The sequence below is a fragment of the Amycolatopsis sp. NPDC045836 genome (assembly GCF_056431745.1).
On record NZ_JBWKKF010000015.1, the window covers coordinates 125,207 to 147,657 of the forward strand.

Genomic DNA, 22,451 nt, shown 5'->3' on the forward strand with positions numbered 1-22,451 from the left:
TGCCGAGTTTATCGCTGGAGCGGGTGAACCGGGCGGGTCAGCTCCCGGCGCCGGTCACCACCGCGTCGCCGGAGCCGGTGCGCATCCGCGCCCGGACCGCGGCGAGTTCGTCCGGCGGCACGTCCAGCACCGGCAGTTCGCTGGACACGCGCCCGGAGCCGGTGGACACGTCGACCTCGGCGGTCACCCCGGAAGCCACGCCGAACCGGATGTCACCCGAGCCGGTGTTCAGCTCCAGCGAACCGGACTTCGCCTCGGCCACGGTGAGGTCACCGCTGCCGCTGCGGGCCAGCACGTCGCCGGTGACCGTGCCGAACCAGATCTCGCCGGTGCCGGTGACCACGGTGGCCGAACCGGTCGGCGCGGCCAGGCGCACGGCCCCGCTGCCCGAGCGGATCTGCAGGCCGTGGGTGCTCGGCCCGAGCTCGATGTCGCCGGAACCGGTGCGCACGCTGACCGAGGCCTTCGTCGCGCCGAGCGTGACGTCACCGGAGCCGGTGGAGACGTTGGCGCGACCGGCGGTGCCGGTGACCGTCACGTCGGCGGCACCGGCGCGGATGCCCAGGTGCGAACCGGGTGGCGCGTGCACCACCACGTGCAGCGGCACCTTGCGCAGCGGCAGCGCCTTGGGCCCGCGCACCACCACCTGGTCGCCGACCTGCTCGATGCGCGACTGCCGGACCGCCTCGGCGGGTGAGCCGAGCACATCGGTGTCGAACTGGTCGCCGAAGCGGTCGGTGACCCAGCTCAGCACCGCGTTGACACCGTCGGCCCACGGCGCCTGCGCGGCCGGTTCGTGCCGCAGCTCGACGGTGGTCTCGGTGGTTTCGGCCAGCCGGATCTCGACGCGGCCCATGGTGATGCTGACGTCGAGTTCCACCGGGCCGCTCGCCCGGAAGTTGCCGGTGCGGACCAGGTCGTCCGCCTGCTCGCCGGGCATCAGCCCTGCACCCAGCCGTGCATCCGGGTGCTGTTGTTGGGGCCGCGCCGCTCGCCCTGGTCGAACGGGGTCTTGCCCTGCAGCGCGCCCTGCACCGCCTGCTGGACGAAGGTGTTCAGCGACACGCCCTGCGAGGCCGCGGCCCGCTCGGCCTGGTTCTTCACCTGGTCGAACAGGCGCAGGGTCATCCGGCTGATCTCGCCGCTGTCGAACGGCACCTTGTCCTGCTTGGGCTGCTCGCGCGGCTTCTCGGACTCGCGTTCGGCGCTCTCGCCGGTCTTCGTGCCGGTGACCACGACGCGCACGTCGCGGCCGTCGAGCCGCACGTCGACGAGGTAGTCGGGCTGGTTGGCGGTGACTTCGGCGGCGAGGTCGGCGAGCGCGTTCATCAGCGCCAGCCGCATGGCCGGTTCGAGGGCGGCGCCGAGCACCGCGGCGGTCTGCCGGGTCTGCTCGTCACCGGCCGAGGCCGCGGTGGCGAGGTCCTCGCGGAGGCTGGAGATGTATGTGGTCAGGTCCATGACACCACCGTGACGTCATTTGTGGTGTCAGTCAAGGAGCCGGTGACATCATCGGGGACATCCCCGAGGCATCCCGTAGTGGCAGGGGCCCGGCGGTTAGGCTGCCGGGGGTTTGCCGGGATGCGCGGGAGCGAGGGGAGCGGCAGTGGCCGGAACGGTGTCACCGAGGGTGCGGTTGATCGCGAAGACGGAGTTCTTCCCGCCCGGCGACGTGCCCTGGTCCACCGACGCCGACGGCGGCCAGGCGCTGGCCGAGTTCGCCGGCCGGGCCTGCTACCAGTCGTGGCAGAAGCCGAACCCGGGAACGGCCACGAACGCCGGGTACATCGACCACGTCATCGAGGTCGGGCACCTGTCGGTGCTGGAGCACGGGTCGGTCAGCTTCTACCTCACCGGCATCTCGCGGTCGCTGACCCACGAACTGATCCGGCACCGCCACTTCTCCTACTCGCAGCTCTCGCAGCGGTACGTGCCGGAGCGGGACGCGGCGTTCGTCGAGCCGGACGTGATCCGCGAGGACCCCGAGCTGCACAAGAAGTTCCTGGCCGCCACGCAGGCCAGTGCCGACGCCTACGACGAACTACTGGCCGGCCTGGAGGAGAAGTTCGCCGATACGCCGAGCGCGACCCTGCGCCGCAAGCAGGCCAGGCAGGCCGCGCGGGCGGTGCTGCCGAACGCCACCGAGACGCGCATCGTGGTGACCGGGAACTACCGGGCGTGGCGGCACTTCGTCGCCGTGCGCGCCACCGAGCACGCCGACGTGGAGATCCGCGAGCTGGCCGTGGAGTGCCTGCGGCAGCTGCAGCGGGTGGCGGCGAACGTGTTCGCCGACTTCACCATTTCGAAGCTGCCGGACGGCACCGAGGTGGCGTCCAGCCCGAAGGTCCTCGAGGGCTGACCCGTGCGCCGACTCGTCATCGACGTCCAGCCGCTGGAATACGCGATCGCCAGGCTGGACCCCGGGCAGCCGGTGCCCGCCGAACTGTTCGCCCACCCCGGGCAGGTGCTGGTCTCGGTGACCAGGACGCAGCGGGAGGTGTCGATCATCTGCCCGCTGCGGTTCGCCCCGGCGGGCGCCGAGGTCGAAGCCGACTGGCGGCTGCTGTCCGTGCGGGGGCCGCTGGCCTTCACGCTGACCGGGATCATCGCCGCGCTGGCCAGTGAACTCGCCGCGGCGGGGGTGGCGCTGTTCACCCTGTCCACCTACGAAACCGACCACGTCCTGGTCAAGTCGGACGACCTGACCAGGGCCATCGACGCCCTGCAGGCGGCGGGGCACGACGTGTCCATGTGACCGTCCCCCGGCCACCCGTTCGTGCCGCGGCCGGGCAGCCCGGCTGCTCGGCCGTGGAGTTCAGCCGGTGGTCCAAGCCGAAGTGGGAACCGGGATCAGCGGGGTAACCCCGGGTGCGCGAGGCAGCTCACACGAGTGCCGTTTCGGTGGTATGTACACCTATGTTGGGCATGCCTAAAATCCGAGTTGCACGCGCTGAAACTGGAGGTTGGCCATGGCGTTGAAGGAGTCGGTTGCCCCGCGGCTGCGGCGGGTGCGGGCGGGGTCGATGTTGCTCGGCCCGGCGTTCGTCGCGGCGATCGCGTATGTCGATCCGGGCAACGTGGCCGCCAACATCAGCGCCGGTGCGCAGTTCGGCTACCTGCTGGTCTGGGTGATCGTGGCCGCCAATCTGATGGCCTGCCTGGTCCAGTTCCTCTCCGCCAAGCTCGGCCTGGTCACCGGTCTCTCCCTGCCCGAGGCGGTCCGCGAGCGCACCCCCCGCCCGGTCCGCCTGGCCTACTGGGCGCAGGCCGAACTGGTCGCCATCGCCACCGACCTGGCCGAGGTGGTCGGCGGCGCGATCGCCCTGTACCTGCTGTTCGACCTGCCGCTGCTGCTCGGCGGCGTGGTCACCGGCGTGGTTTCGATGGCCCTGCTGCTGGTCCAGGACAAGCGCGGCCAGCGCCCGTTCGAGCGGGTGGTCACCGGCCTGCTGGGGGTGATCGCGGTCGGCTTCCTGACCAGCGTGGTGGTCTCCCCGCCGTCGGCTTCGGGCACCTTCGGCGGCCTGGTGCCCCGGTTCGACGGCACGGAGAGCGTGCTGATCGCCGCCGCCATGCTCGGCGCCACGGTGATGCCGCACGCGGTGTACCTGCACTCCGGCCTCGCCCGTGACCGCCACGGCCGCGTCGAGGGCGAGTGCCGCACGCGGCTGCTGAAGGCGACCAGGTTCGACGTCGGCCTGGCCATGCTGCTGGCCGGGGCGGTGAACCTGTCGATGGTGCTGCTCGCGGCGACCACGCTCCGCGGTCGCGAAGGCGTCGACTCCATCGAAGGCGCCTACCTGGCGGTCGGTGACGTGCTCGGCCCGGCCGTCGCGCTGCTGTTCGCCATCGGCCTGCTCGCCTCGGGCCTGGCGTCGACCTCGGTGGGCGCGTACGCGGGCGCGATGATCATGCAGGGCCTGCTGCGCAAGCGGATCCCGCTGCTGGCACGCCGGTTGATCACGCTCGCCCCGGCGATCGTGGTGCTGGCGCTCGGTGTCGAGCCCAGCCGGGCCCTGGTGGTCTCGCAGGTGGTGCTGTCCTTCGGCATCCCGTTCGCGCTGGTCCCGCTGGTCCGGCTGACCAGCGACCGCGGCCTGATGGGTGCCGACGCCAACCACCGCGCCACCACCGCGGCGGCCTGGCTGGTGGCCGCGGTGATCACCACGCTGAACGTGGCGCTGCTCTACCTCACCTTCGCCGGCTGAGCCCGCCCGCGCACCCGCGCGCCATTTGGCAGGAACCGCCCGGCCGGTCACGCGGTCGGACTACCATCCTGGCCAAACCAGAGGGAGGCGCGCCGATCGTGACCGAGGAAACGACCCAGCGGGCGCAGGCACCCGCACCAGGGCCCCGGGTGATCGCCGAGCGGTACGTCCTGCTCGGCGAACTGGGGCGCGGGGGCATGGGGGTGGTCTTCCGCGCCGAGGACCGGGTCATCGGCAGGCAGGTGGCGATCAAGGAGCTGCGGCTGCCCGACGGCGCCGACGACGCCGGTGTGTTCTCCGAGCGCGTGCTGCGCGAGGTGCGCACCGGCGGCAGGCTGAACGACCCCGCCGTGGTCACCGTGTTCGACGTGGTCTCCGAAGCGGGCACCACCTACATCGTGATGGAACTGGTCGAGGCGCCGACGCTGTCCGACCTGGTGCGCGACCGCGGTGCGCTGCCCGCCCAGCAGGTGGCGAGCATCGGCCTGCAGGTGCTCTCCGCGCTGCGGGCCGCGCACGAGGCCGGGATCGTGCACCGCGACGTCAAGCCGGGCAACATCATGGTCGCGCCCAACGGCCGGGTGAAGCTGACCGACTTCGGCATCGCCCAGGCCGTGGACGACCCGCGGCTGACCACCAGCGGCATGATCGTCGGCAGCCCGGCGTTCATGGCGCCGGAACGCGTGTCCGGGCAGGAGGCCGGGCCCGCCTCGGACCTGTGGTCGCTCGGCGTGACCCTGTTCTTCGCCGCCGAGGGCGTGCTCGCCTTCGAGCGCTCCAGCACCGCCGCCACCCTGCACGCGATCATGAACGAGGTCCCGTACCTGACCCGCACCCAGGGCCCGCTGGCCTCGGTGGTGATGGGCTTCCTGGTCGCCTCGCCCGAGGGCAGGCTGACCGCGCCCCAGGCGCACGGCCTGCTGCAGGTGGCCGCCGCCGGTACCGGCCAGCCCGCGCCGACCTCGGTCTACAGTGGACCGCTGCCGACGATGGCCGGTCCCGCGCCGGCGCACTACGCCAGGCAGCAGCCGCCCACCGGACCCACCGGTCCCGCCGGGACCGGCACGGGCAAGCGCCCGCTGCTGCTCACCGCCGCCGCGCTGGCCGGGGTGGTGCTGCTGGCCGGCGGCTTCTTCCTCGGCCGGTGGTGGAGCACCCCGGAGACGGACCCGGCGATGCTGCCCCCGCTGACCTACGGTCCACAGGGCAACATCCAGCAGTTCGAACCCCCGTCGGGGCAGGAACGCTGCTACAACGTGCCGCTGGAGCCCGGCCGGTCGATCTCGTCGAACAACCGGGTCGCCTGCGACAAGCAGCACGACTTCGAGGTCTTCGCCTGGCCGGGCACGCTCGGCGGGGACAGCAGCACCGCCGACAGCGCCCCGCTGGCGGCCTACCCGGAGGGCGACCGCCTCCGCGTCGCGCTGGAGGGCCACTGCGCGATGAAGTTCCACTCCAACGCGGTGCTGGCCAGCCAGCGGCCGAACCTGCAGTACCGGGCGCTGCTCCCGACCAGGCAGGCGTGGGAAGCACCGGAGGACGACTACGACAACCTGGTCCGGCACGGCTTCTGCGTGCTGAGCCGGACCGGTGGGGGCACATTGGACAGCCCGGCGCTGGTGGAGGTCCGCTAGGCGGAGGAGTTCCGGTGCCGGGCCCGGTCCGCCGGGGATTCTGCACCGACCGGTGACCGGGCCGCGTGATCGTGTCGGATGACGAGGTCGGCGGCGGTTCGGCGGCTCGGGGCGGGTAACGTCGGAGGTATGTCCACACCACCTTCTGCAGCGCCGGGACGGCCGTTCGGCCGTGTGCTCACCGCGATGATCACCCCCTTCGACCGCGACGGGGCACTGGACCTCGACCGGGCCCAGGAGATCGCGAAGCACCTGGTGGAGCTGGGCAACGACGGCCTGGTGGTGAACGGCACCACCGGGGAGAGCCCGACCACCAGCGACGCGGAGAAGGCCGAGCTGATCCGCGCCGTGGTCGAGGCGGTCGGCGACCGCGCCACCGTGCTCACCGGCGCGGGCACCTACGACACCGCGCACAGCGTGGAACTGGTGCGCCAGGCCGAGAAGGCGGGGGCACACGGCGCGCTGGTGGTCACCCCGTACTACTCGCGGCCCACCCAGGCCGGGCTGTACGCGCACTTCACCACCGTGGCCGAGGCCACCGGCCTGCAGATCATGCTCTACGACATCCCGCCGCGCTCGATCGTGCCGATCGAGGTGGACACCCTGCGCCGGCTCGCCGAGCACCCGCGGATCGTGGCGGTCAAGGACGCCAAGGGCGACCTGCTGGCGGGCAGCGAGGTCATCGCGAACACCCACCTGGCCTACTACTCCGGGGACGACGGGCTGAACCTGCCGTGGCTCTCGGTCGGCGCGGCCGGGGTGGTCAGCGTGGTCGGGCACGTGGTCGCCGGGCGCATCCGGGCGATGATCGAGGCCTACGAGGAGGGCGACACCTCCACCGCGCGCACCAACCACCGCGGCATGCTGCCGGTGTACCGGGCCTTCTCGCGCGTCGGCGGTGTGGTGTTCAGCAAGACCGCGCTGCGGTTGCGCGGGTACGATGCGGGCGACCCGCGACTGCCGATCGTGCCGGCCACCGAGGAGCAGATCGCCGCCATTTCGGCCGATCTGACCCAGGCAGGCGTGCCGCTCGACGCCGCTCCGGCGAGCGACTGGCATAGTTCACGGGTGGCGCACGCCGACTCCGCGGCGGCGTACGTCGCACCGACCACCCATACCAGCGTTGGGACGATTCACCGTTGAGTTCACTGTCCATCGGACCCGGCCCCACCTCGGCACCCCCCGCACTGCCCGAAGGCGCGCTCCGCGTGGTCGCCCTCGGCGGCATCGGCGAAGTCGGCCGCAACATGACCGTCTTCGAGTTCGACGGCAGGCTGCTGATCGTCGACTGCGGAGTGCTCTTCCCCGAGGACGACCAGCCGGGCGTGGACCTGATCCTGCCCGACTTCCGGGCGATCGAAGACCGCCTCGACGACATCGACGCGCTGGTCCTCACGCACGGCCACGAGGACCACATCGGCGCCGCGCCGTTCCTCCTGCGCCTGCGCCCCGACCTGCCGATCTACGGGTCGCGGTTCACCCTGGCGCTGCTGGCGGCCAAGTGCAAGGAGCACAAGCAGCGGCCCAAGCTGATCGAGGTCAAGGAGACCGAGCGGCGCACCGTCGGCCCGTTCGACCTGGAGTTCTTCGCGGTCAACCACTCCATTCCGGACGCGCTGGCGGTGGCCATCCGCACCCCGGCCGGGGTGGTGCTGCACACCGGGGACATCAAGCTCGACCAGCTGCCGCTGGACGGCAGGCTGACCGACCTCGCCGGGTTCTCGCGGCTCGGTGACGAGGGCGTGGACCTGTTCTGCGTCGACTCGACCAACGCCGAGGTGCCCGGGTTCGTGATGCCGGAGCGCGACATCGGGCCGGTGCTCGACGACGTGATCCGCCGGGTGGACCAGCGGGTGATCGTGGCCTGCTTCGCCAGCCACGTGCACCGCGTGCAGCAGGTGCTCGACGTGGCCGTGCAGCACGGCCGCCGGGTGGCCTTCGTCGGCCGGTCGATGGTCCGCAACATGGGCATCGCCGCCGAACTCGGCCTGCTCAACGTGCCGGACGGGCTGCTGGTCGACCTGGACCAGGCGGCGAACCTGCCGGAGAGCAAGGTCCTGTTCGTCTCCACCGGGTCGCAGGGCGAGCCGCTGTCGGCGCTGTCGCGGATGGCACGCGGGGAGCACCGGCAGATCTCGATCAAGGCGGGCGACACCGTGGTGCTGGCCAGCTCGATGATCCCCGGCAACGAGACCGCGGTGTTCGGCGTGGTCAACGGCCTGGTCCGGCTCGGCGCGAACGTGGTGCACCAGGGCAACGCGAAGGTGCACGTGTCCGGGCACGCCTCGGCCGGTGAGCTGCTCTACCTCTACAACGCGGTGCGCCCGAGCAACGTGATGCCGGTGCACGGCGAGTGGAAGCACCTGGTGGCCAACGGCGAACTCGCGGTCCGCACCGGCGTCGCGCCGGAGCACGTGGTGATCGCCGAGGACGGGGTGGTGGTCGACCTGGTCGACGGCCGCGCCCGGCTGAGCGGCCGGGTCGAGGTCGGGCACGTCTACGTGGACGGGCTGTCCGTCGGCGACGTGGGCGAGTCGACCCTGTCCGACCGGCTGGTGCTCGGCGAGGGCGGGTTCATCGCGATCAACGTGGCGGTGGACTCCAGCACCGGGCGCGCGGTCAGCCCGCCGACGGTGTCCGGCCGCGGTTTCTCCGACGACCCGAAGGCACTGGACGCGGTGGTGCCGCTGGTCGAGATGGAACTGTCGCGCACCGAGGCCGAGGGCATCACCGACACGCACCGGATCGCGCAGTCGGTCCGCCGGGTGGTCGGCCGCTGGGTCGCCGAGACCTACCGCCGCCGCCCGATGATCGTGCCGACGGTCATTCCGGTCTGACGCCCCCGCCGCCTGATCTGGACTGATCCCCACCAGTCCGGGAGGCGGCATGGGGCGACACTCCGCGGCTCCGGTCCGGCGGTGCCGCCGGCTGCCGGTCCGGCTCACGGCGGCCGTGCTCGGGGTGGCCGGCGTTTCCTGGGGTGCGGTGGTGTTCGTGCGAGCGCGGGCGGGGTGCGCCGAACCGGTGACCCCGCGGGTGACCGCGTTGGAGGAGTCCGCGCCGGCGCTGGCCCGGATCGCCCGCGCGCTGCCGGAGGGCACCGGGCCGGGCTGCGGCCGGGTCGAGGTGCGGGGCCGGAGTTCGCTGCGCACGGTCGAAGACCTGGCGCTGCCGCGGGACAGCGGGCCGCACGCATGGGTGCCGGAGTCCACGCTGCAGGCCGAACGCGCCGCGGCCGGCCGGTTCCTGCGTGCCGTCGAAGCACCCGAGGGGGTGCAAGCCTTGGCGGACGCGGGTTCCCGCACCCCCGGCGGCGAGGCGGTGCGGGACCGGTCGCTGGACAGGTGGGTGCGCTCCCGCGACCTGCCGCCCGCGGTGCTGCCGCCCGCCGACGAGGTCGACCTCGTCCTGAACCAGTGGGCGGGCATCAACCTGAGCGCGCGGTTGCAGTTGCTGATCGACGTGCCCGGCTCGATGAACGCGGTGGAACCGGTCAGCGGGCGCACGCGCATGGACCGGACCGGGTAGGCGGCGCAGCGGGCGCTGCGGTTGTTCCGGCCGGCCAGCGAACTCGCCCACGGTGCGGAGGCGGCGATCGGCGGGATCCAGGCGACCCCGAACGGGCAGACCGGATTGTATGACAGCGTGCTCGACGCCTACCGGACCGCGCGCCGAACGGGAGCCGGGACGGCTGAACCTGGTGGTGGTGCCGACCGACGGCCGCAACGACGATTCGCACGGCATCAGCCGGGCTGACCTGCTCACCCGGTTGCACGGACTGGCCGACGCGAGGCGGCCGATCCAGCTGATCGGCATCGGCGCCGGGCCGGACATCGACGTGGCGGAGTTGCCGGAGCTCACCGCCGCCACGGGCGGGCAGGCGTGCACCACCCCCGATCCGGCGAAGATCAACGAGGTTTTCTACGCAGCGTTGAGCAAGCTCTCCTGCTGCGGCTGAACGGGCGCCCCCCGGTGCGGGTTCGACCAGCGGGTTCTGCGAATCTAGTGCGCACCACCCGATTCTTCCGTTTCTGCGAGGAGCTCCGCATGTTCCGCTTCCCCCGACGGCCGTTGCTGGCCGTCGCCGGTGTGACCACGGCGCTGGTGCTCGCCGGTTGTTCCGGAGAGGACGCCGCGCCCGCACCGGCCGCGCCGGCACCGCCGACGGCCGCGGTGGCCGGGATGCAGGTGTCCACGGAGTTCAACGAGGCCGATGTGGCCTTCGCGACCGAGATGATCCCGCACCACCAGCAGGCCGTGGACATGGCGGCGATGGCCGTGGAGAAGTCGGGGAACGAGAAGGTCAAGGCGCTGGCGCTGCGGATCAGGGACGCGCAGGACGCGGAGATGGCGCAGCTGTCGGGCATGCTCGAGGTGTGGGGGCAGCAGCCGCCGGAGGACCCGGGCCTGGACCACGGCGGCCACTCCGGCATGGTCACCGACGCCGAGATGGCGGCGCTGGAATCGGCCGGTGGCGCGGAATTCGACCGGAAGTTCGTCGAACTGATGACGCGCCACCACGAAGGCGCCGTCCGCGTCGCCGACGCCGAGCAGGCGAACGGCAAGAACCCGCAGGCGAAGGAACTGGCCGGCAAGATCAGCCAGGACCAGCAAGCCGACCTGGCTGAACTGAAAGCCCTGTGAGACCGGCAAGAGCCGAACTCCTCCGAATCTCATGTCCGCGGGCGTGGACTTCACCTGGAGCAGCCGAAGTCCACGCCCGCGGGGCGAGTTCACGTTGGGGCAGTTGAACTCCGCGCGCGTTCGAGCGGCCTTCCCGGAGCCACGCGAAACATCAGGCTGGAGCGGCGCCACCCTTGCCCGGTGAGTTCAGTTGCACGATCAGCGCGCCGCCCTGGGGAACGGCGGCGCTGGTGATCTGCGGCCAGCGCAAGGCTTCCCAGTAGGAGTCAGTCCCGCCGTCAGCAGTGGTTCGCGCGCAGCCCGGGCACGGTGGCCATCGGGCGGAGTGAGCATCAGGCTGGAGCGGCGCCACCCTTGCCCGGTGAGTTCAGTTGCACGATCAGCGCACCACCCAGGAGAACGGCGGCGCCGGTGAGCTGCACCCAGCTCAACGCTTCCCCCAGCAGGAACCAGGCCAAACCCGCCGCCAGCAACGGTTCGCACAACCCCAGCACGCTCGCCACCGGTGCCGGCAGGTGCCGCAGCGAGGAAATGCCTGCCAGGTAAGCGAAAACGGTGGACAGCAGCACCAAAGCCACCAGCAGCGACCAGATCGGCGGCTGCCACGGGCCGAACTCCGCCGGCGCCGAGAGCAGGGAGACCGGGATCGTCCACGGCGGCGCCACCACGCACACCGCCACCGCGCCGACGATCATGCCCCAGGTGACCAGGCCCAGCGGGTGCCGATCGGCCACCGCCCGTTCGCCGAGCAGGAAGTACCCGGCCGAGCAGATCGCCGCGCCGACCCCGGCGAGCAGGCCGAGCAGGTCCAGCCGCAGCCCCTCCCACGCCTGCGCCACCATGGCCAGCCCGAGCATGGCCAGCGCGATGCCGCCCCACATCACCCCCGGCAACCGCACCCGCCGCACGAACCGCACCCACAGCGCGATCAGCACCGGCGAGGTGAACTCCAGCAGGATCGCGATGCCCACCGGGATCCGGCTCGCCGAGACGAAATAACACAGCTGCACCCCGGCCACGCCCAGCAGCCCGTAGCCCAGCAGCAGCGGCCAGTCCGACGCCCGCACCCGCAGCAGCGACGGCCGCGCCAGGGCGACCCCGGCCGCCAGCACCAGCGCGGCGAGCCCGATGCGGGCCGCGGCCACCTGCTCGGGGCTCAGCCCGGCCAGCATCACCGGTTTGCCCAGCGCCCCGGAACTGCTGAAGAACAGGGCCGCGACCAGGATCAGCACCGTGCCGCGGCCACGGTGGGCGACCAGCGCGGGAGCCGGGACCTCGGTGACCATGGACCGCACGATACGGCCGCGCACCGGCAATCCGGAACCCGATTTCGGCTAACCCCCTAAAACGCCTGGCTGGTTACGGTTTCCACGGGCTGACGGTGTCCGTCGGGCGGGTCGGGTCGTGGAACCGCGGCGCGTCCATCTCCCCGCGGCGCAGCGGCACCAGGCCGTCGGTGATCGCGCGCATGATCTTGGCGTGCGCCCGCACCCCGGCACCCGGCCGGTCCGGTTCGATGTCGGCCAGGTCGACCGGCTCGCCGAAGTGCACCCGGAACACCGGCCGCCGCAGCGGTGCGGTCAGCCCCGACTTCGCCAGCGGCAGGATGTCGGCGGGGCCGGTCACCGTCTCGGTGCCCCAGTAGACGGCCTCGTGCGCGCCCCACTGGCTGATCGGCACCACCGGCACGCCCGCGGCGATCGCCAGCCGGGCCGCACCGCTCTTGCCGCGTTCGGGCCACAGGCCGGGGTCGTGGCTGATCCGGCCCTCCGGGTAGACGATGATCGGCGCCCGCGTGGTGCGCATCGCCTCGACGGCCGCGCCGAACTGCGCCAGCGCCGAATCGGACTTGCCGCGGTCGACGCGCAGGTGGCCGCTGGCCTTGAGCGCCGGGCCGATCACCGGGGCGTCGAGGATGCCACCGGCCAGCATGAACCGCGGCGCGATGCCGATCTTGCGGCAGGCCGCCATCAGCACGAACGGGTCGAACACGCCGATGTGGTTGGCGGCCATCAGCAGCGGCCGGTCACGCAGTTCGCCGGGCACCCGGCCGGTGATCCGCAGCCTTCCGAGCAGGCTGACCAGCGAGTGGTCGATGGCGAGCATGGTGCGCCAGATGGCCGGCGCGGGGACGCGCCGGTCCCCCCGGAGAGCGAACATGGGCCGAAGCATGGCACGGCCGGTTTTCACCCGGTTTGGGGACCGGCCGATCGGTAACGTGAGAATTGTTCCACCTGTGCTGCGAGTGGCAGCTGTGACCCGGCGAGACCGGGGGTTACCGTGGAGCCCATGGCTGGAGGGTCGGCAACCAAGGGACCAACCAAGGGAGCGAGCAGAGGACGAGGAGGCAAGGCCCCCGCGCGGAGCACCCGCGGTGGGAGTCGTCCGCGCACGACCGCGAAACGGCCACCCGCGCGCAAGTCCGCCCCGCCCCGCAAGTCCGGTGGCGGGTTCGGCCGGGCCGTGCGCGGTGGCTGGAGCCTGCTGGCCAAGGGGGTCGGCTCGCTGGCCAGGACCGTCGGCCGCGGCCGTGAACTGGAGCCGGAGCACCGCCGGGACGGGCTCGCGCTGGCGTGGCTCGGGCTGGCCATCGTGATCGCGGTCGGCGTCTGGTGGCAGGCGGCCGGTCCGGTCGGCGGCTGGGTGCAGGCCGGCGTGCGCACGGCGTTCGGCGCCGGTTCGGTGACCCTGCCGCTGGTGCTCACCGTGGCCGCGGTGGCGATGATGCGCTCGGAACCGCAGCCCGAGACCCGGCCGCGCCGGGTGATCGGCGTGCTGCTGATGAGCTTCGCCGTGCTCGGCCTGCTGCACCTGATCGCCGGGCTGCCCTCGGCCAACGAGGACCGGATGTACGCCGGTGGTTTCCTCGGCTACCTCTCCGGCGGCCTGCTCGCCGCCGGGGTGACCACCTGGGTGGCGGTGCCGCTGCTGGCGCTGGCGCTGGGCTTCGGGGTGCTGGTGTTCACCGGCACCCCGGTCCGCGACATCCCACAGCGCCTGCGCGAATGGGGCATGGACCCCGAGGAGCTGGCGGAGGAGCAGGCCCGCCGGGACGCCCGCGCCGAGCGGAAGGCCCGCGAGGAGGACGTCACCGAGGCCGACCCGAAGGCGGTGCGGCTGCGCAAACCGTCCCGCCGCCGCCAGGCCACCGCCTCCGACGAGGACAAGGACGAGGACGAGCAGCTCGCGCTGCCGGTCGAGCCGGAACGGCCCAGCCCGCCGAAGGTCAAGGCCGCCGAGGTGCCGGAGAAGAAGCCGCGCAAACCGGCCGAGGCGCCGATGGCGGTGACCCGCACGGTCGAGGGCGACTACCAGCTCCCGTCGGCGGACCTGCTCACCCTCGGCGACGCCCCGAAGTCGCGCAGCAAGGCCAACGACCTGATGATCGAGTCGATCTCCGGCGTGCTGGAGCAGTTCAACGTCGACGCCCAGGTCACCGGCTTCACCCGCGGCCCGACGGTGACCCGCTACGAGGTCGAGCTGGGGCCCGGCGTGAAGGTCGAGAAGATCACCGCGCTGACCAAGAACATCGCCTACGCCGCGGCCACGGACAACGTGCGCCTGCTGGCACCGATCCCCGGCAAGTCGGCGGTCGGCATCGAGGTGCCCAACTCCGACCGCGAGATGGTGCGCCTCGGCGACGTGCTGCGCTCGTCTAAGGCGGTCAAGGACAACCACCCGATGGTGATCGGGCTGGGCAAGGACATCGAGGGCCACTTCGTCACCGCCAACCTGACGAAGATGCCGCACCTGCTGGTCGCCGGGTCCACCGGTTCCGGTAAGTCCAGCTTCGTCAACTCGATGCTGGTTTCGCTGCTGGCCAGGGCCACGCCGGACGAGTGCCGGATGATCCTGATCGACCCGAAGATGGTCGAGCTGACCCCGTACGAGGGCATCCCGCACCTGATCACGCCCATCATCACCCAGCCGAAGAAGGCCGCCGCCGCGCTGGCCTGGCTGGTGGAGGAGATGGAGCAGCGCTACCAGGACATGCAGGCCAACCGGGTGCGCCACATCGACGACTTCAACAAGAAGGTGCGCTCGGGCGAGATCACCGCGCCGCCGGGCAGCGAGCGGGTCTACGCGCCCTACCCCTACATCATGGCCATCGTCGACGAGCTGGCCGACCTGATGATGACCGCGCCGCGCGACGTCGAGGACGCGATCGTGCGGATCACCCAGAAGGCCCGCGCCGCCGGCATCCACCTGGTGCTGGCCACCCAGCGGCCCTCGGTGGACGTGGTCACCGGCCTGATCAAGACGAACGTGCCGTCACGGCTGGCCTTCGCCACCTCCTCGCTGACCGACTCGCGGGTCATCCTGGACCAGCCGGGCGCGGAGAAGCTGATCGGCATGGGTGACGCGCTGTACCTGCCGATGGGTGCCGGGAAACCGGTGCGCGTGCAGGGCGCGTTCGTCGGCGACGACGAGATCTCCGCGATCGTCAACTTCGCCAAGGAGCAGGCGCAGCCGGAGTACCAGGAGGGCGTCACCGCGGCGAAGGCGGGCGAGGCCAAGGAGATCGACCCGGACATCGGCGACGACCTCGACGTGCTGCTGCAGGCGGCCGAGCTGGTGGTCACCTCGCAGTTCGGCTCGACCTCGATGCTGCAGCGCAAGCTGCGGGTCGGCTTCGCCAAGGCGGGCAGGCTGATGGACCTGCTGGAGTCGCGGGGCGTGGTCGGGCCGTCCGAGGGGTCGAAGGCCCGCGACGTGCTGATCAAGCCGGAGGAACTGGACTCGGTGCTCTACCTCATCCGCGGCGGCGGGCCCGCCGCGGACGAGGAGTAGCGCTCCGGATCACCTCAGCTGGCGCCGAACTGGCGCACGGCCTGGTAGTAGGTCCACGCCGCCGCGTTGCAGGCCGCCGCGCCGTTGCAGACGTCCTTCATGTCGTCGTGGAAGTTGTTGTCGATCTTCAGCCGGTTGCTGTCGGTGAAGCGGCTCTGCTTCTTGTAGTTGCGGTAACCGAAGTCGTGCCGCCAGCAGGCCTGGGTGAAGTTGTAGCCCAGCGGCTTGTCCGGCGACCACGAGCAGGCGTCGGTCGACCAGTCCAGGTCGCCGGGGTAGGTGCCGCGCACGCTGACGAAGCCCGACAGCGACTTGCTGAACAGGTAGTCGTCGGTCACCGCACGCACGTCGATGGCCTGCGCGGTGCCCGCGCCGAGCACCAGGCTCCCGGCCACGGCCGCGGAGACGGTGAACTTGCGCAGCAGGCCGCGGGCTGGTCTGCGGGAGCGGGTGGCGGGCTCGGGCAGGGCGGTCTCGGACATCGGCGTTCTCCCTCGCGCTGTGCGTGTTTGAGCGAGCTCAGCATTGGGTAGGGCCACCCCGGGCCGCCACCGCCTTGCGTAGGAAAGTCAGTGAATTCCTTCCAAAAGCCCGGGATCGCCGAATCGGCACCGGGGCAGCTCAGAGTGATATTTCGGCCAGGTTGACCCCGCGGAAAGCCTTGCCGACGGCATTCTTGACCCGCGGTGACCACACCGCGTGCCCGTGCCCGGTCCAGATCGGCGCGGCCGGAAGATCACGCAGCAGCTGGTTTTCCACCAGCCGGTAGCGCTGCGCGCGTTCTTGTTCGTCAGTGGCTGACGAGGCCGCGGCGACCAGTTCGCCGAAACCGGCGCCCGCGTACCCGGTCGCGGCGGACAGGGCGGCGACCGCCGCGCCGGGGGTTTCCGCTTGGACGGTGGTCGCCAGCGGACCGTCGAGAGCGCCTCCGGGACGCGGTTCCGGCACGACCGGGGAGCCGAGCACGCCCTGGATCTGCTCGGCCAGCGCACGGGCCCAGCCTTCGGTGCCGGGGTCGAAGTAGAGGTTCACCTCGCCGCTGAAACCACCCTGCCCGGCCAGCGCTTTCGCCGCCGCCGGGTCGTGGGTGCACGGGCGGCAGGTGGCCGAGCGCTCGCCGGGCAGCACGCCCCTGGCCGGGTCCGCCTGGTCACCGAGCGGTCCCTTCGCCAGCGCCACGCGGTCGGCCGCCATGGCGAAGGCGAACCGCACGGTCGCGTCCTCGAACCGCTTGTCCCCCACGGGGAACACCAGGAAGCCCGAAGACGGCAGCGGCCAGAGCGCGTGCCGGTCGGCGAAATCGGCGTGCATCGCCTCGTGCCGGTCGCCGGGCACCTCGGTGGCCAGGTCGAGCGTGCCCGCCTTGACCTCGTCGTACTGCGTGCCGGCTTCGCCCGCGCGCAGGTCGATTTCCCGGGGTTTGCCCGGTTCCGCGGTGACCCGGGTGAGTTTCGCGCCGCGGCCCGGTTCCCACGGTGTGGTCATCCGGTACGGGCCGTTGCCGACCGGGTGGCGGGAAAAGCCAGCCCAGTCCCGCGAGGCGAGCACCGATTCGGGCAGCGGGAGGAAGGCCGGTGCGGTCAGCCTGGCCGGGAGCTCCGCGGACGGCTGGGCGAGCACGATCCGCACGGTGGTCTCGTCGACCGCGGTGATTTCCTCGGCCCCCAGCGCGTTCCCGGTGATCAGCCAGGTGTCCGCATAGGACTTCGCGGTGACCGGGGTGCCGTCGTGGAAGCGGCCGGTCGGCGGCTTGACCGTCCAGGTGAGCAGGTCCGCGCTGGTCGCCGCGTCCGGCGGGACGGGCGTCCACAGCGCGGAAACCACGGTCCGCCCGGCCTGGTCGCGGACCTCGGCGGGCACCAGGCTGGCGGGTTCGGCCAGGCCGACGGTGAGCACGTCCGGTGGTGGCGGTTCGGGGGCCGGGGTGCACGCGACCGCCAGCAGCACGACCAGGGGGAGCACGGGGAGCGAACGCATGGACAGTGTCTAGCACCAACGGAAGGCGGTTGTATCCGGTGAATCCGCGGCCATACAGTACCCAGGGCTCACCCCGGGAGGTCGCTGATGCTGCGCTCGTTCCTCACCTTCACCGTCGTCGCGGCCACCGCGCTCGTCACCGCGCTGCCCGCGGGTGCCTGCGGGGAGGAGGAAGGCCCGGAGCCCAAGGCCGCACCGGTCGCCGGAGCACCCGGCGCGGTGAAGAACGTCGAAGCGGTCGGCAACGTGCCGGACGCCCAGGGCGCCATCGCGCTGGAGTTCCTCGACTACGGCCGGGGCAAGCGGCGGGACGTCATGGTGGTCTCCGGCGAGTTCGGGCTGAAGACCTACGACCTGGCGAACCCCACCGCGCCCAAGCTGATCGGCCAGCTCAGCATGCCCGGCCTGTGGGAGACCGAGAACACCGAGGTCGACCGCAAGCGCAAGCTGGTCTTCCTGGCGCGGGACCCGCGGGCGTTCGGCGGGAACACCAAGACCGGGGAGTCCGGCATCTACGTGGTCGACGTGGCCGATCCGGAGAAGCCGGTGCTGCGCAGCTACGTGCGGGTGCCCGCCGGGCACACCACCAGCTGCGTCAACGACTGCCGGTACCTGTGGACCGGCGGCCCGGCCAAGGCGGAGGACATGCCCGCCGACTGGGGCGGCCGACCGATCTGGGTGACCGACGTGCGCGACCCGGCCGAGCCGAAGGTGCACCCGGAGCCGATCGAGCTGGCCCGCAACGACGGCAAGACCGACTACGTGCACGACGTGCAGGTGGACGGAACGGGCGTGGCCTGGGTGTCCGGTGCCGGCGGGGTGCGCGGGTACTGGACCGACGGCTGGCGCAAGGACCCCGTGCGGGGGAAGTGGCGGCGGGCCACCGCGCTCGACCCGGTGCCGTACGCCGGTGGTGGCATCGAGGAGACCGCGGCGCCGTCGAAGTTCATGCACAACAGCCTGCGCCCGATCGAGAACGGCAAGTGGGGCCGGAACAACCTGCTGTACTCCGTCGAGGAGAGCTTCGTCGACGGCTGCGCCGGCGACGGTGTGACGGTGATCTCCTCGCTCGAGGGCTCCTACGGCGGCCAGGGCTGGCGGTCCACCCCGGAGGACCCGTTCCGGCTGAAGACGATCGGCACCTGGGCCGTGGCCGGGCAGGAAGGCAGCGACCCGGCCTCCGGCGACTGCTCGGCGCACTACTTCGACCTGCGCGGTGACGTGCTGGTGCAGTCCTTCTACGCCCAGGGCACCCGCTTCCTCGACGTCAGCGACCCGACCGACCCGAAGCAGATCGCCTACTTCCGGCCCGCCGACGCCGCGTCGTGGGCGCCGTACTGGCACAAGGGCCTGGTCTACGTGGCCGACAACACCCGTGGCATCGACATCCTGCGGCCCACCCGTCTCCCACCACCCTCAACGGAGCGCTCCGCGCCGACCTCGCTCAAGAACTGAGCTCGAGCAGCATCCGCGTGTTGCCGAGCGTGTTCGGTTTCACAAACGGGAGGTCGAGGAACTCGGCCACACCGGGGTCCACCGAGCGCCGCATCTCCTCGTAGACCTCCTGGGACACCGGGGCGCCGTCGATCTCGCGGAAGCCGTGACCGGCGAAGAACGAGGTCTCGAAGGTGAGCACGAACAACCGGCGCAGCCCCAGCTCCACCGCGTGCTGGATGAGCCTGCCGACCAGGGCGCGCCCGATGCCCTTGCCGCGGGCCTGCTTGCCCACCACGATCGTGCGCAGTTCGGCGAGGTCCTCCCACAGCACGTGCAGCGCCCCGGCGCCGACCACCTCCCCGTCCACCTCGGCCACCCAGAACTCCTGCACGCTTTCGTACAGGGTGACCAGGTCCTTCTCCAGCAGCACCCGCCCGGCGTCCGCGTCGACCAGCTGCTTGATCTCGCGGACGTCGGCGATCAGGGCCCGGCGGACGGCGACCCGGCCCGCTTCACGCTTGATTGGCACGTCCGCCAACCTAGACCGGCGCCGGAAGCGGCGACAGTTACGCTGAGCCCCGTGCCTTCTTCCACCACGAACGCCTCACCCAGCCCGCGGCGGGTCTCGCTGCTGACCCTCGGCTGCGCCCGCAACGAGGTCGACTCCGAGGAACTGGCCGGCCGCCTGGCGGCGGGCGGCTGGGAACTGGCCGAGGAGCCGGAGGGCTCCGACGTGATCGTGGTGAACACCTGCGGTTTCGTGGAGCAGGCCAAGAAGGACTCGGTGGACACGCTGCTCGCCGCCGCGGACACCGGCGCGAAGGTGGTTGCGGTCGGCTGCATGGCCGAGCGCTACGGCGCGGAACTGGCCGAGAGCCTGCCCGAGGCCGACGCGGTGCTCGGTTTCGACCACTACCCGGACCTCGCCGAACGCCTCGGCGACATCGTCTCCGGCCACGCCGTGCCCTCGCACGTGCCCGCCGACCGCCGCACGCTGCTGCCGATCAGCCCGGTGCAGCGCCCGGCCGCGGCCCAGGAGGTCGCCCTGCCGGGGCACGCCCAGGAGGGCTGGGGCCCGCGTGTGCTGCGCACCCGGCTGGACGACTCGCCGGTGGCCGCGCTGAAGATCGCCTCCGGCTGCGACCGGCGCTGCTCGTTCTGCGCCATCCCCTCCTTCCGCGGCTCCTTCGTCTCCCGCCGCCCGGACGAGCTGGTGGCCGAGGCGCGCTGGCTGGCCGAGCAGGGCGTCAAGGAGCTGTTCCTGGTCAGCGAGAACTCCACCTCCTACGGCAAGGACTTCGGCCGCGAGTTCGGCGGCACCCGGGCGCTGGAGCTGCTGCTGCCCCAGCTCGCCGCGGTCGAGGGCATCGAGCGGGTGCGCGTGTCCTACCTCCAGCCCGCCGAAACCCGGCCGGGCCTGGTCGAGGCGATCGCCACCACGCCGGGCGTGGCCACCTACTTCGACCTGTCGTTCCAGCACTCCAGCGAGACCGTGCTGCGCCGGATGCGCCGGTTCGGCTCCACCGACTCCTTCCTCGCGCTGATCGAGCAGATCCGCGGGTACGCGCCGGACGCGGGCATCCGCACCAACGTGATCGTCGGCTTCCCCGGCGAGACCGAGGCCGACGTGGCCGAGCTGGAGCGGTTCCTGATCGGCGCGCGGATGGACGCCGTCGGCGTGTTCGGCTACTCCGACGAGGACGGCACCGAGGCGGAGACCTTCGACGGCAAGCTGGACGAGGAGACCGTGGCCAAGCGCGTCGCCCGCGTCTCGGCGCTGGTCGAGGAGCTGACCGCGCAGCGGGCGGAGGAGCGCGTCGGCGACTTCGTCGACGTGCTGATCGAGTCGGTCGAGGAGGGCCCAGGCGGTGAGGTGACCGGCCGCGCCGCCCACCAGGCCCCCGAGGTCGACGGCGAGTGCGTGCTCGTCGACGCGGGGGAGCGCGAGGTGGGCGAGTTCGTGCGCTGCGAGGTGACCGACTCCGCCGGGGTGGACCTGATCGTGCGTCCGGTGGGCGCGGACCGGTGAGTGCCGCACCCAGCGAACCGGCCGAGGGCGAGGCGGGCGCTCCGCCACCGCGGCAGGCCGAACTGCCGGAACCGACCCCGGTGCCCACGCTCAACGTGGCGAACCTGCTCACGCTGTCGCGGCTGGTGCTGGTGCCGCTGTTCGTCGCCGCGTTGTTCGCCGGCGACGGCACCGAGACCTTCTGGCGGGCCGTGGCCACCGCCCTGTTCGCCGTCGCTTCGTTCACCGACCAGGTGGACGGCTGGGTGGCGCGCAAGTACGGGCTGATCACCGACTTCGGCAAGATCGCCGACCCGATCGCGGACAAGGCGCTGATCGGCGCCGCGCTGATCGGGCTGAGCGCGCTCGGTGAACTGGGCTGGTGGGTGACCATCGTGATCGCGGTCCGGGAGATCGGCGTCACCCTGCTGCGGTTCTGGGTGATCCGGCACGGGGTGATCCCGGCCAGCCGCGGCGGCAAGGCGAAGACCATGGCGCAGATCGCCGCGATCACCGTGTACCTGCTGCCGCTGCCGTCCTCGGTGGACTTCCTCGGCTGGGTGCTGATGGGCCTGGCGCTGGTGCTCACCGTGGTCACCGGGGTGGACTACCTGGTCCGGGCGCTGAAGCTGCGGGCGCTGGGCGACCGGACGGGCACGGCGTCATGACCACCGGGACCGCGGTGAACGCGCACGAGGTGGTCGCCGCCCTGCGCGACCGGGGTGAGACGGTGGCCACCGCCGAGTCGCTGACCGCCGGGCTGGTCTGCGCGGCGCTGACGGAGGTGCCCGGTTCGAGCGCGGTGGTGCGCGGCGGGCTGGTCGTCTACGCCACCGAGCTCAAGGCCGCGCTGGCCGGGGTCGACCCGGACTTGCTCGCCGCTCGGGGCGCGGTCGACCCGGAGGTGGCCGCGCAGCTGGCCGCCGGGGCCAGGGCCCGCTGCGGCGCCGACTGGGGCCTCGGCCTGACCGGGGTCGCCGGCCCGGCCGGGCAGGACGGCGTTTCCCCTGGCACGGTGCACCTCGGCCTGGCCGGTCCGGGGGTGTCGATCACCCGTGAGCTGCACCTTCCCGGCGATCGGGCGGCGGTGCGGGCCGGCTCGGTGGCGGCCGCGCTGCTCCTGCTGGGGGAACAAATCACCTGAAATCGGCGTTCGCCCTTGGCGTACGAGTGGGTGTACTGATGCTATCCACCGAGTTCTCTGGGTAACGTGGACGCAGATCGATGGAAGGGAGGCGCGCGATGACCGTGCTGTTGCGTGAGGCGATCGGTGATCGGCTCCGTCATGCCCGCACCAACCAGCGGCGAACGCTGCGCGACATCTCCCGCGCCGCCAAAGTCAGCCTCGGCTACCTGTCGGAGGTCGAACGGGGGCAGAAGGAGGCTTCCAGCGAGTTGCTCGCCTCGATCTGCGAGGCGCTGGAGCTGCCGCTGAGCGAGCTGTTGCACAAGGTGGCCGCCGACGTGTCCGCGCTGGACAAGGTCGAGGAAACCCTGGAGAACACCGAGCGTGGTGCCAAGCCGGTGGAGACGGCCTCGGCCGAGCCGGGCTTCGAAGGCGGGCGCCCGGTGCCCGAGGTGGTGGGTAACGATCTGGCCGACCTCCGGCTGTCCCCGCCGCGCATGTCGACCACGCTGCGTACCACCATCACCACCCCGAAGCTGGCCTCGATCGTCGCCGCCTGACGCACCGGGTCCAGCTGACCTGCCACCCTCCGCTGTGGGGCATCGCACGCGTTCCGCGCGAGCGGT

The 22,451-nt window shown here is 71.9% G+C and carries 22 protein-coding genes; 15 read left to right on the top strand and 7 right to left on the bottom strand.

Annotation, left to right across the window (positions count from 1 at the left end; genetic code table 11):
* Positions 1-37: 37 nt before the first annotated feature.
* Positions 38-940: a DUF4097 family beta strand repeat-containing protein gene (locus tag AC07EG_RS27460; protein ID WP_478256077.1), complete on the bottom strand. Its 903-nt coding sequence runs from the start codon at positions 938-940 to the stop codon at positions 38-40.
* Positions 940-1,461: a toxin-antitoxin system HicB family antitoxin gene (locus tag AC07EG_RS27465; RefSeq protein WP_478256078.1), complete on the bottom strand. Its 522-nt coding sequence runs from the start codon at positions 1,459-1,461 to the stop codon at positions 940-942. Before AC07EG_RS27465 ends, AC07EG_RS27460 begins: the two co-directional genes overlap by 1 nt.
* Before the next feature lie 145 nt (positions 1,462-1,606).
* Between AC07EG_RS27465 and thyX the strand changes: the two genes are divergently transcribed.
* The 9 genes from thyX (at position 1,607) to AC07EG_RS27510 (ending at position 10,486) form a co-directional block, all read left to right on the top strand.
* The gene (thyX, locus tag AC07EG_RS27470) at positions 1,607-2,359 is read left to right on the top strand and encodes an FAD-dependent thymidylate synthase (RefSeq protein ID WP_478256079.1); all 753 of its coding nucleotides are present in this window, start codon (positions 1,607-1,609) and stop codon (positions 2,357-2,359) included.
* 3 nt (positions 2,360-2,362) lie between these two features.
* Entirely contained in the window at positions 2,363-2,755 is a 393-nt protein-coding gene (locus AC07EG_RS27475) for an ACT domain-containing protein (RefSeq protein WP_478256080.1), read from the top strand.
* Between the two features lie 214 nt (positions 2,756-2,969).
* The gene (locus AC07EG_RS27480) at positions 2,970-4,208 is read left to right on the top strand and encodes an Nramp family divalent metal transporter (protein WP_478256081.1); all 1,239 of its coding nucleotides are present in this window, start codon (positions 2,970-2,972) and stop codon (positions 4,206-4,208) included.
* A 98-nt stretch (positions 4,209-4,306) separates the two neighbouring features.
* Entirely contained in the window at positions 4,307-5,842 is a 1,536-nt protein-coding gene (locus tag AC07EG_RS27485; RefSeq protein ID WP_478256082.1) for a serine/threonine-protein kinase, read from the top strand.
* A gap of 129 nt (positions 5,843-5,971) precedes the next feature.
* A complete protein-coding gene (dapA, locus tag AC07EG_RS27490; RefSeq protein ID WP_478256083.1) occupies positions 5,972-6,985 on the top strand; it encodes a 4-hydroxy-tetrahydrodipicolinate synthase in 1,014 nt (337 codons plus the stop codon).
* A gap of 5 nt (positions 6,986-6,990) precedes the next feature.
* A complete protein-coding gene (locus AC07EG_RS27495; RefSeq protein ID WP_478256153.1) occupies positions 6,991-8,679 on the top strand; it encodes a ribonuclease J in 1,689 nt (562 codons plus the stop codon).
* A 49-nt stretch (positions 8,680-8,728) separates the two neighbouring features.
* Positions 8,729-9,370: a hypothetical protein gene (locus AC07EG_RS27500; protein ID WP_478256084.1), complete on the top strand. Its 642-nt coding sequence runs from the start codon at positions 8,729-8,731 to the stop codon at positions 9,368-9,370.
* A 109-nt stretch (positions 9,371-9,479) separates the two neighbouring features.
* Positions 9,480-9,800: a vWA domain-containing protein gene (locus tag AC07EG_RS27505; RefSeq protein WP_478256085.1), complete on the top strand. Its 321-nt coding sequence runs from the start codon at positions 9,480-9,482 to the stop codon at positions 9,798-9,800.
* An 89-nt stretch (positions 9,801-9,889) separates the two neighbouring features.
* Complete coding sequence (locus AC07EG_RS27510) at positions 9,890-10,486, top strand: DUF305 domain-containing protein (protein WP_478256086.1); 597 nt, start codon at positions 9,890-9,892, stop codon at positions 10,484-10,486.
* A gap of 332 nt (positions 10,487-10,818) precedes the next feature.
* On the opposite strand, the gene AC07EG_RS27515 is transcribed toward AC07EG_RS27510, so the two are convergent.
* A complete protein-coding gene (locus AC07EG_RS27515; RefSeq protein WP_478256087.1) occupies positions 10,819-11,772 on the bottom strand; it encodes an EamA family transporter in 954 nt (317 codons plus the stop codon).
* A 73-nt stretch (positions 11,773-11,845) separates the two neighbouring features.
* Complete coding sequence (locus tag AC07EG_RS27520; protein ID WP_478256088.1) at positions 11,846-12,646, bottom strand: lysophospholipid acyltransferase family protein; 801 nt, start codon at positions 12,644-12,646, stop codon at positions 11,846-11,848.
* Between the two features lie 129 nt (positions 12,647-12,775).
* Here AC07EG_RS27520 and AC07EG_RS27525 point away from each other — a divergent pair, with 129 nt between their 5' ends.
* Entirely contained in the window at positions 12,776-15,277 is a 2,502-nt protein-coding gene (locus tag AC07EG_RS27525) for an FtsK/SpoIIIE family DNA translocase (protein WP_478256089.1), read from the top strand.
* Positions 15,278-15,291: 14 nt separating this feature from the next.
* Here AC07EG_RS27525 and AC07EG_RS27530 read toward each other — a convergent pair whose 3' ends face one another.
* The gene (locus tag AC07EG_RS27530) at positions 15,292-15,759 is read right to left on the bottom strand and encodes a phospholipase (protein ID WP_478256090.1); all 468 of its coding nucleotides are present in this window, start codon (positions 15,757-15,759) and stop codon (positions 15,292-15,294) included.
* A 139-nt stretch (positions 15,760-15,898) separates the two neighbouring features.
* Positions 15,899-17,254: an ABC transporter substrate-binding protein gene (locus AC07EG_RS27535; RefSeq protein WP_478256091.1), complete on the bottom strand. Its 1,356-nt coding sequence runs from the start codon at positions 17,252-17,254 to the stop codon at positions 15,899-15,901.
* An 87-nt stretch (positions 17,255-17,341) separates the two neighbouring features.
* Between AC07EG_RS27535 and AC07EG_RS27540 the strand changes: the two genes are divergently transcribed.
* Complete coding sequence (locus AC07EG_RS27540) at positions 17,342-18,709, top strand: LVIVD repeat-containing protein (protein ID WP_478256092.1); 1,368 nt, start codon at positions 17,342-17,344, stop codon at positions 18,707-18,709.
* Here the strand turns inward: AC07EG_RS27540 and AC07EG_RS27545 are convergent.
* Positions 18,699-19,220 carry an amino-acid N-acetyltransferase gene (locus AC07EG_RS27545; protein WP_478256093.1) on the bottom strand — a complete coding sequence of 174 codons (522 nt, stop codon included), beginning with the start codon at positions 19,218-19,220 and terminating at the stop codon, positions 18,699-18,701. The two genes, AC07EG_RS27540 and AC07EG_RS27545, sit on opposite strands and share 11 nt — an antisense overlap.
* A gap of 51 nt (positions 19,221-19,271) precedes the next feature.
* Here AC07EG_RS27545 and rimO point away from each other — a divergent pair, with 51 nt between their 5' ends.
* The 4 genes from rimO (at position 19,272) to AC07EG_RS27565 (ending at position 22,385) form a co-directional block, all read left to right on the top strand.
* Entirely contained in the window at positions 19,272-20,720 is a 1,449-nt protein-coding gene (rimO, locus tag AC07EG_RS27550) for a 30S ribosomal protein S12 methylthiotransferase RimO (protein ID WP_478256094.1), read from the top strand.
* Positions 20,717-21,367: a CDP-diacylglycerol--glycerol-3-phosphate 3-phosphatidyltransferase gene (gene pgsA, locus AC07EG_RS27555; protein WP_478256095.1), complete on the top strand. Its 651-nt coding sequence runs from the start codon at positions 20,717-20,719 to the stop codon at positions 21,365-21,367. The genes rimO and pgsA overlap by 4 nt, the downstream gene beginning before the upstream one ends.
* A complete protein-coding gene (locus AC07EG_RS27560) occupies positions 21,364-21,843 on the top strand; it encodes a CinA family protein (RefSeq protein ID WP_478256096.1) in 480 nt (159 codons plus the stop codon). Before pgsA ends, AC07EG_RS27560 begins: the two co-directional genes overlap by 4 nt.
* 98 nt (positions 21,844-21,941) lie before the next feature.
* Positions 21,942-22,385, top strand: a complete 444-nt coding sequence (locus AC07EG_RS27565) for a helix-turn-helix domain-containing protein (protein ID WP_478256097.1) — start codon at positions 21,942-21,944, stop codon at positions 22,383-22,385.
* Positions 22,386-22,451 lie beyond the last annotated feature (66 nt).